Origin of the sequence: Nonomuraea monospora (assembly GCF_039531895.1) — a bacterium.
Lineage (GTDB): Bacteria > Actinomycetota > Actinomycetes > Streptosporangiales > Streptosporangiaceae > Nonomuraea > Nonomuraea monospora.
On the sequence record NZ_BAAAQX010000047.1, the window covers coordinates 75973 to 89416 of the forward strand.

Below are 13444 nucleotides of genomic sequence, written 5' to 3' on the forward strand. Positions count from 1 at the left end.
ACAATGACCTCATGCCGAGCTTCGAGCGGCTGACGATCGCGGAGGCCAGAACCCTCACCCGCGCCGAGCTCCTGCCCCGCATCGAGGAGGAGCAGAAGTACTGGTACGACCGCATCCACACGTGTGCGATGCAACCCGGCGACGACAAGGCGTTCAGGACCTTCAACGACATCGTGCACATCGCCGCCAACCCCTACCGCGCCATCTCCGACACCGACGCCATCGCGGAGGGCAGGCCCTTCGACCGCGACTACTGGACCAAACCCCTCGGCGAGCTGGGCGAGCTGTAAGTGATCGCCGGGCGCCGCAGCCAGGTGGCCCAGCGCCAGAGCCACTCGACCGGCCCGTAGCGGAAACGCCGCAGCCACAGGCCGGAGAACACGCGCTGCGCGACGAGGATGCCCGCGGCGATCAGCAGCACCGTCCCCTCGGACCACGTGTCGGGGGCGCCGCCAAGCAGCGCGCCGATCACCAGCACCAGCACGGTGGCGCTCAGGTAGTTGGTCAGCGCCATCCTGCCCAGCGGTGCGAACACCTTCTGAAGGGCCGCGCGCAGTGGCGTCCCGAGCAGGGCCAGCAGGCCGCACACGTACGCGCCCGCCGTGAGCAGCCCGGCGACGGCGAACGCGCTGTGGACGTCGTTGCTCTGCGCCCACGCCGCCGGCACCGCCAGCACCGCGAACGCCAGCGTCCACGGCCACCACGTGATCCGCTCCAGCCGCTGCGTGACGCCGTACCTGGTCAGCAGCGAGCCCAGCAGGAACAGCGCCGGCACCAGCACCACGCCGTTGCTGCCGAACGCCAGCGGCGTCACCAGCAGCACGCCCGCGAGCACCGCCACCGCCCAGCGCGGCAACCACGTGGACGGCAGCAGCACCGCCAGGCCGACGACGGCGTAGATCGTCAGGATGTCGCCGCGCCAGAGAAGCATCATGTGCAGCAGCCCGATGGCCAGCAGGGCCAGGAGGCGGCGCAGCAGCACCAGGCGGGGGGCGGAGGTCTGGAACATGAGCGAGAAGCCCACGCCGAAGAGCAGGGAGAAGATCGGGAAGAAGCGCTGGTCCACGAGATAACCCGGCCAGGCCTCGCCGACCGCGAGGTTCAGCACCTTCGCGTCGACGTTCGCGATCGGCCTGACGTTGGCCACGAGGATGCCGCACAGCGCGAAACCGCGCAGGACGTCGAGAGCGGCGATGCGGGATTTCATGCGCCCATCCTTGGACGCGGGCCAGGGGGCCCGGATGAGCCGTAAGCAGGGGCAGTGGCAGTACTTTCGGCCCCTCTTTCCTGGAAAACATGACAGACCCTGTCGGCTTTTCGCCCTAGCGTCTGCACGCATGAACAACTTGAAGGACAAGGTCGCCCTGGTGGCAGGGGGCACGCGGGGCGCGGGTCGCGGCATCGCCGTCGAGCTGGGCGCCGCCGGCGCCACCGTGTACGTGACCGGCCGCACCACCCACGGCAGCCCGTCCGAGTACAACCGTCCCGAGACCATCGAGGAGACGGCCGAGCTGGTGACGGCGGCGGGCGGCGTGGGCATCCCCGTCCAGGTCGATCACCTGGAACGCGAGCAGGTGCGGGCCCTCGTCGACCGGATCGACCGCGACCACGGCCGCCTCGACCTGCTGGTCAACGACATCTGGGGCGGCGAGCTGCTGGTCCAGTGGGAGACGCCGCTGTGGAAGCACGACCTCGACGCCGGGCTGCGCCTGCTCAGGCTCGCCATCGACACCCACATCATCACCAGCCACTACGCGCTGCCCCTGCTGATCAGACGGCCCGGCGGCCTCGTCGTGGAGATGACCGACGGAACCAAGGAGTACAACGACGACAACTACCGCGACTCATTCTTCTACGACCACGCCAAGAGCTCCGTGATCAGGCTCGGCTTCGCGCAGGCCCATGAGCTGCGGGCGTACGGGTGCGCGGCGGTGACCCTGACGCCCGGGTGGCTGCGGTCGGAGCTGATGCTGGACCACTACGGCGTCCGCGAGGACAACTGGCGGGACGCCGCCGCGCGCGAACCGCACTTCGTGATCTCCGAGACGCCCCGTTACGTCGGGCGCGCCGTCGCCGCGCTCGCCGTGGACCCCGACGTCATGCGGTGGAGCGGGCAGTCGGTGTCGGGTGGGCGGCTGGCCCGCGAGTACGGGTTCACGGACGTGGACGGGTCGCAGCCGGACTGCTGGCGGTACCTGGTGGAGGTGCAGGACGCGGGCAAGCCCGCGGACACTACCGGCTATCGCTAGTTTTTATGGTTCCGCTGCGTGACCGGCACCTTGGCCAGCCCCGGATTACCGGCGATCGACGCCCGTTCGGCCTCCGTCAGACCGGCCGCCGCGAGAATCGCCTGCACCACCGCCCCCTTCCCGCGCCCGTAGGCGACGGGATCATCGGCCGTCTCGGCGACCCGCCTCTTCACCGCGGCGTACCGGTCGCGTAACTCCCGATTCGTGCGCAGGGTGTCCCTGACCGCGCGATGGTTCTTCAGCGACAGCGAGCCTTCGACGACGACGTACGTGTTGGTCCTGGGCAGCCGCGCCGGCTCCTCGAACGCCCACCGCTGCGGGATCCCCAGCTCCCCCAGCGGCGCGAAGCCCAGGCCCACCAGCACGTTCGCGGCGGCCTCCACCTCCCGCTCGGTCACCACGATGTCGCAGTCGATGATCGGCTTGGCGGCCAGGCCGGGGACCGACGTGCTGCCCACGTGCTCGATGCCGATCACCGGTACGCCGGCGGCGGCCAGCGCCGCGGCGTACTCCCTGCGCAGTTCCTCGAAACGGTGGGGCCATGCGGGGTCGTACTCGACTACCGTGATCATTGTCGGCTCTCCCGAGTGAGTCGTCGCCTCCCGTCGATTCTGATTCACGCGCGCCGCCGGCGGCCTCCGACGCCGGATCCGCGCACGCTTCACGTCGGCGCCGCACGTTCTCAGTGGCCCTCGCACCACCTTTCGGCCCCCTCCGGCGCCGCCCCATCCCCCTCGCTACTCGGCCCCCTCGCCCTGCCCCCATACATGCCGCGCGCCCGTGAGAGGATCACACCGTGTCGCGCCGCCTGCTGATCGTCCACCACACCACCTCACCAGCGCTGCGCGAGCTCTTCGAGTCCGTACGCCAGGGCGCCACCACCGACGAGATCGAGGGCGTCGAGGTCACCACCCGCCCCGCCCTGCACGCCACCGCGACCGACGTCTTCGAGTGCGACGGCCTCATCCTCGGCACCCCGGTCAACATCGGCTACATGAGCGGCGCGCTCAAGCACTTCTTCGACACCGTCTACTACCCGTGCCTGGAGGAGACGCAGCGCCTGCCGTACGCGCTCTACGTGCACGGCAACAACGACCCGACGGGGGCGGTCCGCGCGGTGGAGTCGATCGCCGCCGGGATCGGCTGGGAGCGCGTCCACCAGCCGGTGACGGTGACAGGCACCCCCGCCAAGGACGACCTCGCCGCCTGCTGGGAACTCGGCGCCACCCTGGCCGCGACGATCAGCCCCGCCTGACCCCGCCACCCTGGCCGCGTCACTCACCCCCGCCTGACCTCGCCTCGCCCCCCTCATGACCCCGCCTCGTCCACCCCCCGCATGACCCCCGCCTCGTTCGCCCCCGTTTGACCCCACCTCGTTCGCCCCCGTATGACCCCCGCCTCGCTCACCCCCGCATGAGGCCTTCGCGAATCGCCGGATCCGCGAGCCGCGCACGTACATCGGGAAACGACCCATCCCCGAACAGAACCCGCGCCGCAGCCGCCCGCCCCGCCCGCCCGCGCAGCACCCCGAACGCGGCCTCCACAGCACCGGGCGACCGAACCCCCGCGAACACCCGCCGCAACACCAACCTCCCCCGGAACCTGCTCCGCATCGCACCCCCGTCATACCGCCCCAACACCCGCTGATCACCGGTACGCAGGTACGTGGCCGCGACCGCCGCCGCCAGTTCGGCCATCCGCAGGCAGGGATCCAGCCCACCGGCCGTCAACGGCGACACCGCCCCGGCCGCGTCCCCGACGAGCAGCCCGCCCGGACACGCCAGCCGCCGCAACACCCCGCCCACCGGAATGGGCCCACCCCGCCGCTCGCCCGGACATCCGGCCGCAGCCGGATGTCCGGGCGCGTCCGCGACGAACGCGTCCAGCGCCCGACGCACACCCCCACGCATCGCGCCCGCGTACCCCGCCACCCCCACATGCGCCTCCCGCCCGTCATCGACCACCCACCCCAGGTAGCCCGGCGCGATCCGCGGATCCAGCACGCAGTGGAACGCCGGAGCGTCCGCCCCCGCCACGACCGGATGCACGATCTCGGCCCCGATCAGAAACCGCCGATTGACGTCGAGACCGAGGTCACGAGCCACCCGGGACCGCGCCCCGTCCGCCCCGACGACGAACCGCGCCTCCACCGGCTCCGCATCCACGAAATGCGCCAGCACCGGCTCCCCGCCCACGAACCGCGCCGCCACCCCGCCACGCGACCGGGACCCCACCGACACCCCGCCACGCGACCGGGACCCCACCGACACCCCGGCATACCGCCGCCCCATCACCACCCGCGCCCCTGCCGACTCGGCCGCGCGGCGCGCGTGCTCGTACACCCCGCCCATGTCCGCCACCCGGAACTCGTCCCGCTCACTGGTGAGCCGGACCGGCGACCGCCGCGACGGCGGATACAGCAGCACGTCCCGGATACCGGGCCCGAGCAGGTGCTCCGGCAGGTCGAAGTCGTCAAGCGTACGCCGTACGAAGATCCCGGTCGTCCGTACGCCCACCGACACCGACTTACGGCGATCGACGACCAGTACCCTCAGGCCACGCTCCGCGAGCAGCCGCGCGGTCCGCAGCCCGGCCAGCCCCGCCCCCACGACCAGCACATCCACTGTCTGCATACCGTGCGACGCTAGAAGCCGATTCCCGCCCGTACGACCCTTTGCACAGTACCTACCCGATACCTCTACACCACGCCGACTTTCGTCACCCCCGGAACGCACCCAGGGGCGCAGCACAGAGCGTCTGCTCGGCGCCGTACGCCTCGAACGTCCTCACAGGACGGAACCCGAGACGCGCGGCCAGCTTCATGGACCGCCCGTTCGCACTCTGCGTCACCAGCACAACCGGCTGATCAGGCAACTCCCCGGCCGCCGCCCACAACACCACCGCCGCCGCCTCGAACGCGTAACCCACCCCCCACGCGTCGCGCCGCAACACATACCCCAGCTCCAACTCCTCACCGTCCTCAACGACATGTCCCGGCCGGTCGGTCGCCCGGCCCGCAAGCATCAACGTCCCCAGAAACCGGTCCGTCGCGAGGTCGGCGATGACGAAGTTGCCGCGCCTGGGCGCCGGGTCGGCCGCGAACACCACGTCGAAACGCTGCTCAGCCTCGCTCCTCGGGCTGGGGCCGACGAGGTAGGCCTGGACCTCGGGGTCAGTGGAGAACTCGACGAACCCCTCACGGTCGGTGTCTCGCAACGCCGTCCGCAGCAGAAGCCGGTCCGAACGGATCTCGGTGGCGGACAACGTGGGCATTCGACTCATAGGCCCGTGATCCTACAATCACCAGTGATCATCCGGCTTCGCGCGAGAGGAGCACGCCATCGACGGTGAGGCGATCCAGCACCTGCTGTCCCAACGTGTGACGGGATATGAGCCTCTGTCCGGGTTCGCGGCCAACACGGTCGCCGCCATCACCCTCGAGTCCGGTACACGCGCCGTCTTCAAGACCGCCGCACCGCCCACTCCCTCCCCGTACAGCAAGCAGCCTTCTACAAGGAAGCGCCCAGAACCGGCGACGGAACCTGGCCCGACCAGGTCGCGCGCCTCGCAGACCGACTCGCCTGCGTCGCCGACATCCTCCCCCCACCCCTCCACACCCGATGCCACGACCTCCTCCTGGACGCCACCCGCTGGGACCACCCCTGCGTGTTCGTCCACGGCGACCTCCACCCCCGCCACGTCCTGTCGTCCGGATCCCGCATCACCGGAATCATCGACTGGGCGGACTGCGGCGCAGCCTCCCCCTGGCTCGACCTGGCCAGAATGGACCTCGGCTCCCCACAGACGATGCTCGACGCGTACTTCCCCCACGGCATCCCCGCCGACGCCCCCGCCCACCTCGCCAACCACCGACTGCTCTACCTCCTGCTGGCACTCATCTGGGAGTACGAGTGCGGCGGCGACTGGCTGCACGAACGCGTCCCCGGCATCGAATCGGCACTGGCCACGACCTAGACGTCCCGGCGATGCCTCTGCTGCCACTGCTCCATGACCTGCCGGAGTGACGCGTTCACCAGGAGCAGGAACTCGGCGGCCACCCCGAAGCGCGCCCCGGCCGGCGTCTCCGTCCCGAGAACCCCGGCCGCGCGCTGCGACGCGGCGATCAGGACGTCGTTCTGCCGCACAGCCGCCGACCCCCACAACGGGCTCGTCGGCATCCTGCTCACCCAGACCGGCATGTCCACCCCGGACTCAGCACGCACCATCCATGACTTCTGGACCACCCTCTACCAGGCCCACGAACGGCTGTCGAAAGCCCGAAGACGAACATCGACTTATATGGACCCTGTCAAGGGCTGTGGCCTGCTCACGCCGACCGATCGCCATCACTTCGGTGCCCACCTGCCAGGCCGGGGGCGATCGCCGCGCACCGCCTCCTTCGTCGGCGCTGCGCACCGAGCACGCGGTGGGTTCACTCAGTCCGTCGACGTGCATGAAGACCTTCTCGAAGAGTCGCCGTCCCCTGGATCGGCGGTCTCGCCAAGGTCGGTGAGCAGGCCGGTGAGACGGCGAGCGACGGCGGTGTGCCGTTCCACTTCGCGGGTCCAGCCGCGATCGTCGGCGTCCTGGACGAGCTGCTGCTCAACCTCCAGCCGTGCCCGCAAGCGCGGCGCGTAGTCCGGGGTGGTGACGAATTTGGCGCAGGTCAGGTAGAGGTCGCACTCGCATGGGCCCTCGGCGGGAAGTCGCAGGCAGTGGCCGAGTTCGAGTTCGGTTTTCAGGAAGTTGGTCTTGAGCCAGTCGACGGCTTCGTCGGGCAGGGTTCCGGACTTGATGTCCATGGCGGCAGGACCCGCGAGGACGGCACCGGGAGCGAGGACTGACTTGTAGTCGCGAAGCACTTCCTGGTCGCTGATCTGGGCATAGACCAGCGCCATGTTCACCGACGAGTGGCCGAGCACCTTCATGATGGTGTGGAGCTTGGCGCCGCGCTCGGCCAGCTGGGTGCCGACCGTGTGCCGGAACCTGTGAGCAGAGACTGTGCCGCGAACCCCTGGCCCGTCCTTCTTGCCGCCCGGCCGGATGAGGCCGGCGGCCTGGCATGCGTCGTCGATCGAGGTCTCGAATAGATAGTAGGTGGACAGCAACTTGCCGTGCCGCATGAACAGGTAGCGGATCTGCTCGCCGGTGCGTTCGTCGGTGAAGGGCCGTTCGGGGGCGTCCTGGCGCAGGTTGATGATTTTCTGGAGTGCCTCGGCGGCATCCTCGTGCAGCGGGACCGTGCGTTCTTTATAAGTCTTGCGGCCGGGCAACCGCAGGCGAGCGGTGCCGTCGGGGTAGCGGTCGAGGCAGTCGATCGGCAGTCTTCGGATCTCGTCCCGCCGGGCTCCCGACCAGCGGGCGACCAGCAGCGCGGCCCGTTGGAATGGGCAGGTCATCTCGTTGATGACCGGCATCAGCCGATCAAGTTCGTGGTCCGGAATGAACCGTGGGACCCGCTGGGAGTACTTGGGAGCGTCGCCAGGGCCGATCAGGGCGTGGCCAGGAACATCGGCGTATTGCCAGGCGGCAGTCTCACGGAAGAACTGTGACAACCCGGAGATCCGCTGGATTCGCGACATGGCGCCCAACGGCTTGCCAGTTCTGATGGTCGGGGTTTCGGTGATGTGCTGGATCCAGGCCAGGACGTGATCGCGTGTGACATCGGCGAACGTGGTGATCTCGGGGTGGTTGCCGCCGAGCCATTCGCTGAACACCCGTAGCGCCAGCTCCAGTTTGTCCACCGTCGAGGGGGCGTCGGTCAATCTGCGGGCTGCCAGCCACTTGGTGGCGGCGGCCATCATCGTGGGCGGCATGTCCATCGGAGGCTTCCATGACGGCATGTGCTTGCGGGGCTGGGTGGCGACCTGGCCGCGGTGGAACAGCACGACCTGGAGTTGATGCAGGTGCGTGATCCATTGCTTGGAGGCGTTGGCGCGATAGAGCTCCGCCGAGGGGTAGAAGAAGTGCAGGTCGGGACGTTCGCTGAACAGTCGGACAGCCTCCAGCGCCTCCAGGATGTGGTTCTCGACCAGATCGTCGACATGCAGCACGCCGGTGCGCAGTGCGATCCGGCCGACCGTCCAGTTCATCGCCTGCGTCAGCGACTGCCGGTTGTAGCCGAGTGCCGTAGCCTCCTCGATCAACGCCGAGATGCCCAGGTCGATCCCCAGCCAGCTCGCCGTGTCGGTGACACGCAGCTGAAGCGCTCCGAACATCCACGGGTAGTCCAGCCTGATGTAGCCGCGCAGCGCGAGGAACAGCAGGTAGGGGCGGGCATGGAACGAGATCGGGTAGGACGGCGCATTGTGCGGCTCGCCGGGCAGCCGGCCAACTCGTTCCACCAGCGGTGCGGCGAACCAATCACTTATCTTCGGCCAGGCGACCATGAAGTGCCGGTAGCGGCGCAGTTTGGCGTTGCGGTAGGTGGGGTGGATGTCCTGACCGCGGACCCAGGAGACGTACTCGTCTTCGGGACAATGCCGTGGAGACCGGGAGTCAACCGCTTGTGGGGCGTTGGCCGCGAGCGCGGCTGCCGAGACGTGCTTGGCTCTCATCGAGCACCCCCGTTCCGCTGCCCGAGAGCGCGGTTGTACTCGGCGACGACGGCCGGATCGGATACGCGAGTGTAGATCCGGGTGGATTCTGGGGAGGCGTGGCCCAGTCGTTTCTGCAGTGTGAGCTCGCGCATCCCGCCGTCCCACATGCGCGTGGCGTGGGTGTGGCGGCAGGCGTGCGGTGTCACCCATGGTTCGCGGATTTCGGCTCGGGTGCAGGCGCGGGAGAACATCCGCACCAGGCCGTCATAGCTCAAGGCCTCGTGGCGGCGCTTGCCACGGCCGCCGATCAGGAACACCAGCGGAAGGTCGGCGTCGGAGGGCCGCTCGCTCATCACATAGGCGCTGATGGTCGCCAGTGTCTCCGGTTCGTGGAGGTCAACGACTCGTTCGGTTCGGGACTTGGACCGCGCACCCTTGGGGTGGTCGTCTCGGTGCCGAACGGTCACCTGGCGGCGGCCGTAGGCGATGTCGTCCAGGTGCAGGCCCAGCACTTCGCCGGGGCGCAGCCCGCCCTGCAGCATGAGTAAGACGATCGCTCGGTCCCGCAAGGTGCGCAACTGCCCCAGCAGTGCGATGACCTGGGCTTCATCCAGCGGTCGGGGAACTTTCTGAACGGTCTTCACGCGGACGACGCGACGGATCGGCCGTTGCCGGCTGGCCCTGCCCATGAACGGCTGATGCCGCTGCGGCACCCGCTGCAATGCCGGGTCAGGACGCTTCTCGATCGGGTTCACACCTTCCAGAAGCCCCGACACGATGGCGTACTCGTAGAAGGAGGACACCGCGGCCAGGATCCGGTTCACAGTGGTCGCAGCGAGCTTCGTGCCGGGTCCGTCCGCGTCCACGGTTGCGACGGTCAGCGTCATCCGTTGTCGTGGCCGCCGCGAGGGCACTGCCCGCAGGTACTCCAGCAACGCGATCGAATCGGGCGCGGAGAACTCTGTCCAGGTCAGCCCCTGGCGTGCGAAGAACCGCCAGAGGTGACGCAGGTCGTAGGCATACGCGATGAGGGTGTTGGGTGAACAGTCGCGGGCCGCGAGGAACCGAAGGAAGCCCGAGACCACCTCGACGGGTTCGCCCTCATCGCTGAGTAACTCGACCCGGAGCTTTCCGCCATCCAGGTGCTGTTGCCGTACGCGCATCGACACCTCCAGGATCGACGTCCCACCCGGAGGCTGCACCGGCTACGTCGTGCTGCCAGTGAGGTCTGTGGGACATCAGGTGTCCATGTAACAACATGCCCCCGAGTCTCTCTACCTCACCATCCACAAGCTGTGGACCGGACGCGAACAACCGCAGAACCTGGCTTGTCGACAGCCACACCCCTTCAAGCACCTCGACCTCGCCGATCAGCCAGTCGATCGTCAACCGCCACTCGTAGCCCTCGACCAAAGGCCCCAGAGCGGAGAGCAACTCTTCGAGACCCAGCACGCCACCTGGCGAACGTGAGCATCCGAGTCGCTCCCACAGTCGAAGAGGACGTGACCTCAGCAAGGTGACTCCCCGACCGCTATCCCGAGCACGGGCGCCTGGCCTCGACCATCGACCACCGCGCGGCCGCCTCGCCGCCCTGATCGCCGACCCCGCCCAGGGCTTCACCCCGGTCCCGCACTGCTCGGCCCTCCGACCGGCTGGGCTCAGGGAAAGATCGGCAGAGATGAGACATTGTGGCTGTACGAGAACGAGGACCCGCGCCGTTGGTACCGCTATGACGTGAACGTCTAAGCCGAGCCCGGGCTCCTACCCCCGCGTCTCGGCTTCGTCGGCGGACATGATGAGGCCGCCGCCACTCAACCTGAGGGAACGCCCCATCAGGTGCGGCTCAGTGGCGCCGTGAAATGCGACGCTACTCACCTGGAAAAGCTGAGGACTCTCAAGCTTCAAGCCGCACAGCCCCCAGACTTCATCCCGCCCAGCCTGGGGACGAGGCGGCACGGCCAACAGGACCAGAGCCGAGCCGGCGCGCGGATGTTCACACCGCGTAAATTCCGCCAGCCGCAGCTCAGCCTCCACCGGCAAATCGGACTTCGCCCCTCCCCCCGGCTGGAAACTCAACGAGTTCACCCACTCTCGATTCGTGCCACAACCAGGGCTGGCGAGCTGGCCCGCAAACCAGGGAGCCAAATCAGGCCCTCCCTTTCGAACCCAGTCGTCAACCAGCCGCCGGAACGCCTCCTCACGCATGCTCGCCCGGCGATGCCTGCTCGCAGCGAGGATGGACTCTCCCGCGCCGGCAAACGCCAGGCACAACGACCGGACCGGGATCTGACCGGCAAGGTGGGCGTAGCGCACCATGCGGATCTCCAGCATCGCCTGATGCAGGATCGTCGCAGCAGCCAACGCACCGTCCTCCAGCGGCTCCTGTCGCCGTCGCGGCCGCGTCCGACGAGACGTCGTCCGGAGGCTGGTCGAAGTTCGCACGTCGCGCACCCGGCCAGCCGCGGACAGATCATCGAGATGGACGGTGGCATCAGCCGCACACAGCAATCCGCGTCCGCCCACACCGATCGCTATCTGACCCGTCCCGCAATCCATGGTGATCCCAGATGAGTCACGGGAATCAAAGTGCGCATCGGTCACCTCGTCGAGCCAGATCCGTAATTCGGCAGGCCGTTCAGAGGCATGCCAGCGTCGGACGGCCACGACCAGGGTGCCCGTCAACCGGGCGCCGATCCGTTCCAGCACCAGCGAGCGAACCTCGGCGGCGGCCAGGTCGTAGTCGACGCCGATCTCCGCAGCAACCTCCGCCGTCAGCGCCCCCAGAGGCGCTCTGACGATCCGTCGGTGATCACGCTGGTGAGTAACCGGCACCGACAGCAACGACTCCAAGTCGTACCCGGCGATCGCCGCCTGCTCCACCATCCACGTCCGCCGTTCCCCACCGAGCGCGGCCATCCACGCCAAGGTGGCACGTGCCCGCCGCTCACGGCCCCACGACGTACGGGCGGCAAATGCGCGGAACAAGGGAAAGGTGTTGTTGTCCCAGACATCGGAAACCGCGTGAATGGTTCGACGATCGTAGGTTCTGGCGTCCGCCGAAGCCTCCGCCATCTGCACGAGCGAACGGTCCAGCAACGCGCCCAACGCGTCCGCCGCCATCGCGTTCCCGGTCACCCCCACGCAGATCATCATGCACTGCGACTCGGAGTTCACGCAGGCGGCAATTCTCCCGACCATGATGGTGATCAGCCCAACCGGTCATACATCGCCTCAAGTCGAGCTTGACATTACCCGTCGCCAAGGACGATCCGAATTTGCGCAAGGTGTCCGTCGGCGTCGTAGTCGGCAGCGACAGGAAAGAACCCATCGCCCCAACTAGTCATGAAGCACATCGTCCGAGTGCCACCGACCTCGATCGTGCCGACCTCGTGCCTCGCCGCTCTGACCTGGGCCATGATCTGCCAGTGGTGGGAATGCGGCCGGAAATCAATGGCAATCATCCGTTCCGCGACAGCGTCCTTCCACTCCCGCAAAGCGACCGCACGGTCGACTGCCTCGCGGACCGGCAGATCCGCCCACCCATACACCCCGTCCTCCCCGGGATGCGCCAGAAGTGAAGCCGAGAAGGCGGCAGCGGCCTCCTGCACCGATCGCCCCCAGAACGCAACGTCAGCCAGGCCATCGATCGGCTCCTCATGCCGCCACGACGCCAACCCGTCGGCATCGATGAGGCTGAGCCGAGCCGCGTCCACCCCGACATGCCCCAGGAGCCTGGTCGATGTGGGCTGTGTGGAACGCACCCTCAGGATGACCGACTCCCATCCCACCCCGATGTCCCCGTAATCCCGGGAGGTTGCCGTCACGACGATCTCCTGGTCGGTGGGCAGACCACCGATCGCCACAACAGGAACGCCACTCATGATGAACTCCGAACCACCGTCCCGCACTGCGCGTTCGACACGTTCACGGTGCGTCACCCGACGTTCCTGACCTTCCAGCCAGGCATCGAACCCCTGCTCCCGGCAGTGCTCGGCGAAAACGCCGACCAGTTGCTCGACCGCATGTCCGGGAATGTCATAGAGCCACGTACCGGACTGGCGGTTGAAGGAACGAGCGGCAGTCTCAGCGTCAGGACCCACCACGGCCAGGTCAACCGAGGCGCGGATACTCTCACGCAACGCCGGGTCGTCTACTGCGGACAGCATGGCCTCGTCCGCTGCCGGTGGCGCGTCCCCCGACCACAAGTGCAGATAGCCGGTATCGGCGATCACCAGTCGCCCGGACGGGCACGTGATGGATCCCAGCGACGTCGGAACATCAATCCTCATTCGAGGAAGTATGGCGGGCGCGGGTCGGTGAACGGCGAACGACTACACCGAGTTCGGGCCGGTCAACGTGGCGCTGCACAAGGTGGAGGTCGGCGGATGCCAGTCATGCGTTGCTGGCCGGGGCGGCGGTGGACGCCTCGACGCTGTCGGCGGAGCGGCGGGCGCGGCCGGCGGTGGATCTCGCGTGGGCGCGTGGACAGCGTCGGCAAGTGGAGGAGGGCGGGGCTGCTGGAGGCCGAGAGCATCACTCCGGAGCAGATCCGCAACCACCGGATGGTGCGGCAACTCGTCTCCGAGCTGCTCCCGATGCAGGATCCCGCCTCGGCTGAGCTGCGAGGGCTGGCCGACCGGGTTGGTTCTTAGGGGT

13 protein-coding genes and 1 pseudogene are annotated in these 13444 nt (G+C 68.3%); 5 read left to right on the forward strand and 9 right to left on the reverse strand.

From position 1 onward, the window contains the following. The first annotated feature begins 11 nt into the window (after positions 1-11). Entirely contained in the window at positions 12-290 is a 279-nt protein-coding gene (locus ABD331_RS52515) for a hypothetical protein (protein WP_344493642.1), read from the forward strand. On the opposite strand, the gene ABD331_RS52520 is transcribed toward ABD331_RS52515, so the two are convergent. Further along, positions 251-1207 (reverse strand): DUF418 domain-containing protein, encoded by a 957-nt coding sequence (locus ABD331_RS52520; RefSeq protein WP_344493644.1) that lies wholly within the window; start codon positions 1205-1207, stop codon positions 251-253. The genes ABD331_RS52515 and ABD331_RS52520 overlap by 40 nt on opposite strands. 130 nt (positions 1208-1337) lie before the next feature. Here ABD331_RS52520 and ABD331_RS52525 point away from each other — a divergent pair, with 130 nt between their 5' ends. Further along, the gene (locus tag ABD331_RS52525; protein WP_344493646.1) at positions 1338-2249 is read left to right on the forward strand and encodes an SDR family oxidoreductase; all 912 of its coding nucleotides are present in this window, start codon (positions 1338-1340) and stop codon (positions 2247-2249) included. Here the strand turns inward: ABD331_RS52525 and ABD331_RS52530 are convergent. Continuing rightward, a complete protein-coding gene (locus ABD331_RS52530) occupies positions 2246-2821 on the reverse strand; it encodes a GrpB family protein (RefSeq protein WP_344493648.1) in 576 nt (191 codons plus the stop codon). The genes ABD331_RS52525 and ABD331_RS52530 overlap by 4 nt on opposite strands. A gap of 224 nt (positions 2822-3045) precedes the next feature. Between ABD331_RS52530 and ABD331_RS52535 the strand changes: the two genes are divergently transcribed. Then, positions 3046-3504, forward strand: a complete 459-nt coding sequence (locus tag ABD331_RS52535; RefSeq protein ID WP_344493650.1) for a flavodoxin family protein — start codon at positions 3046-3048, stop codon at positions 3502-3504. 148 nt (positions 3505-3652) lie between these two features. Here ABD331_RS52535 and ABD331_RS52540 read toward each other — a convergent pair whose 3' ends face one another. Both ABD331_RS52540 and ABD331_RS52545 read right to left on the reverse strand, forming a co-directional pair. Further along, positions 3653-4882, reverse strand: a complete 1230-nt coding sequence (locus tag ABD331_RS52540) for an FAD-dependent oxidoreductase (protein WP_344493652.1) — start codon at positions 4880-4882, stop codon at positions 3653-3655. Between the two features lie 85 nt (positions 4883-4967). Continuing rightward, positions 4968-5513, reverse strand: a complete 546-nt coding sequence (locus ABD331_RS52545; RefSeq protein WP_344493654.1) for a GNAT family N-acetyltransferase — start codon at positions 5511-5513, stop codon at positions 4968-4970. A 228-nt stretch (positions 5514-5741) separates the two neighbouring features. On the opposite strand from ABD331_RS52545, the pseudogene ABD331_RS52550 reads away from it, so the two are divergent. Then, positions 5742-6224 (forward strand): annotated as a pseudogene (locus tag ABD331_RS52550) (phosphotransferase); the annotation flags it as partial. Here the strand turns inward: ABD331_RS52550 and ABD331_RS52555 are convergent. From ABD331_RS52555 to ABD331_RS52575, 5 genes are all read right to left on the reverse strand, one after another. Next, complete coding sequence (locus tag ABD331_RS52555) at positions 6221-6475, reverse strand: hypothetical protein (RefSeq protein ID WP_344493656.1); 255 nt, start codon at positions 6473-6475, stop codon at positions 6221-6223. The pseudogene ABD331_RS52550 and the gene ABD331_RS52555 overlap by 4 nt on opposite strands. A 210-nt stretch (positions 6476-6685) precedes the next feature. Beyond that, positions 6686-8806, reverse strand: coding sequence for a tyrosine-type recombinase/integrase (locus ABD331_RS52560; protein WP_344493658.1), 2121 nt, complete (start codon positions 8804-8806; stop codon positions 6686-6688). Continuing rightward, positions 8803-9951 (reverse strand): tyrosine-type recombinase/integrase, encoded by a 1149-nt coding sequence (locus ABD331_RS52565; RefSeq protein WP_344493660.1) that lies wholly within the window; start codon positions 9949-9951, stop codon positions 8803-8805. Before ABD331_RS52565 ends, ABD331_RS52560 begins: the two co-directional genes overlap by 4 nt. 598 nt (positions 9952-10549) lie before the next feature. Continuing rightward, positions 10550-11962, reverse strand: coding sequence for a hypothetical protein (locus tag ABD331_RS52570; RefSeq protein WP_344493662.1), 1413 nt, complete (start codon positions 11960-11962; stop codon positions 10550-10552). A gap of 74 nt (positions 11963-12036) precedes the next feature. After that, positions 12037-13077: a hypothetical protein gene (locus ABD331_RS52575; protein ID WP_344493664.1), complete on the reverse strand. Its 1041-nt coding sequence runs from the start codon at positions 13075-13077 to the stop codon at positions 12037-12039. A 192-nt stretch (positions 13078-13269) separates the two neighbouring features. Between ABD331_RS52575 and ABD331_RS52580 the strand changes: the two genes are divergently transcribed. Next, entirely contained in the window at positions 13270-13440 is a 171-nt protein-coding gene (locus ABD331_RS52580; protein ID WP_344493666.1) for a hypothetical protein, read from the forward strand. The last annotated feature ends 4 nt before the right edge of the window (positions 13441-13444 follow it).

What these genes read in the sequence shown, in the direction of transcription:
- ABD331_RS52565 (WP_344493660.1), bottom strand. Translation starts at nt 9,951, where the DNA reads ATGCGCGTACGGCAACAGCACCTGGATGGCGGAAAGCTCCGGGTCGAG.
- ABD331_RS52555 (WP_344493656.1), bottom strand. Translation starts at nt 6,475, where the DNA reads ATGGTGCGTGCTGAGTCCGGGGTGGACATGCCGGTCTGGGTGAGCAGG.
- ABD331_RS52530 (WP_344493648.1), bottom strand. Translation starts at nt 2,821, where the DNA reads ATGATCACGGTAGTCGAGTACGACCCCGCATGGCCCCACCGTTTCGAG.
- ABD331_RS52540 (WP_344493652.1), bottom strand. Translation starts at nt 4,882, where the DNA reads ATGCAGACAGTGGATGTGCTGGTCGTGGGGGCGGGGCTGGCCGGGCTG.
- ABD331_RS52560 (WP_344493658.1), bottom strand. Translation starts at nt 8,806, where the DNA reads ATGAGAGCCAAGCACGTCTCGGCAGCCGCGCTCGCGGCCAACGCCCCA.
- ABD331_RS52515 (WP_344493642.1), top strand. Translation starts at nt 12, where the DNA reads ATGCCGAGCTTCGAGCGGCTGACGATCGCGGAGGCCAGAACCCTCACC.
- ABD331_RS52525 (WP_344493646.1), top strand. Translation starts at nt 1,338, where the DNA reads ATGAACAACTTGAAGGACAAGGTCGCCCTGGTGGCAGGGGGCACGCGG.
- ABD331_RS52520 (WP_344493644.1), bottom strand. Translation starts at nt 1,207, where the DNA reads ATGAAATCCCGCATCGCCGCTCTCGACGTCCTGCGCGGTTTCGCGCTG.
- ABD331_RS52575 (WP_344493664.1), bottom strand. Translation starts at nt 13,077, where the DNA reads ATGAGGATTGATGTTCCGACGTCGCTGGGATCCATCACGTGCCCGTCC.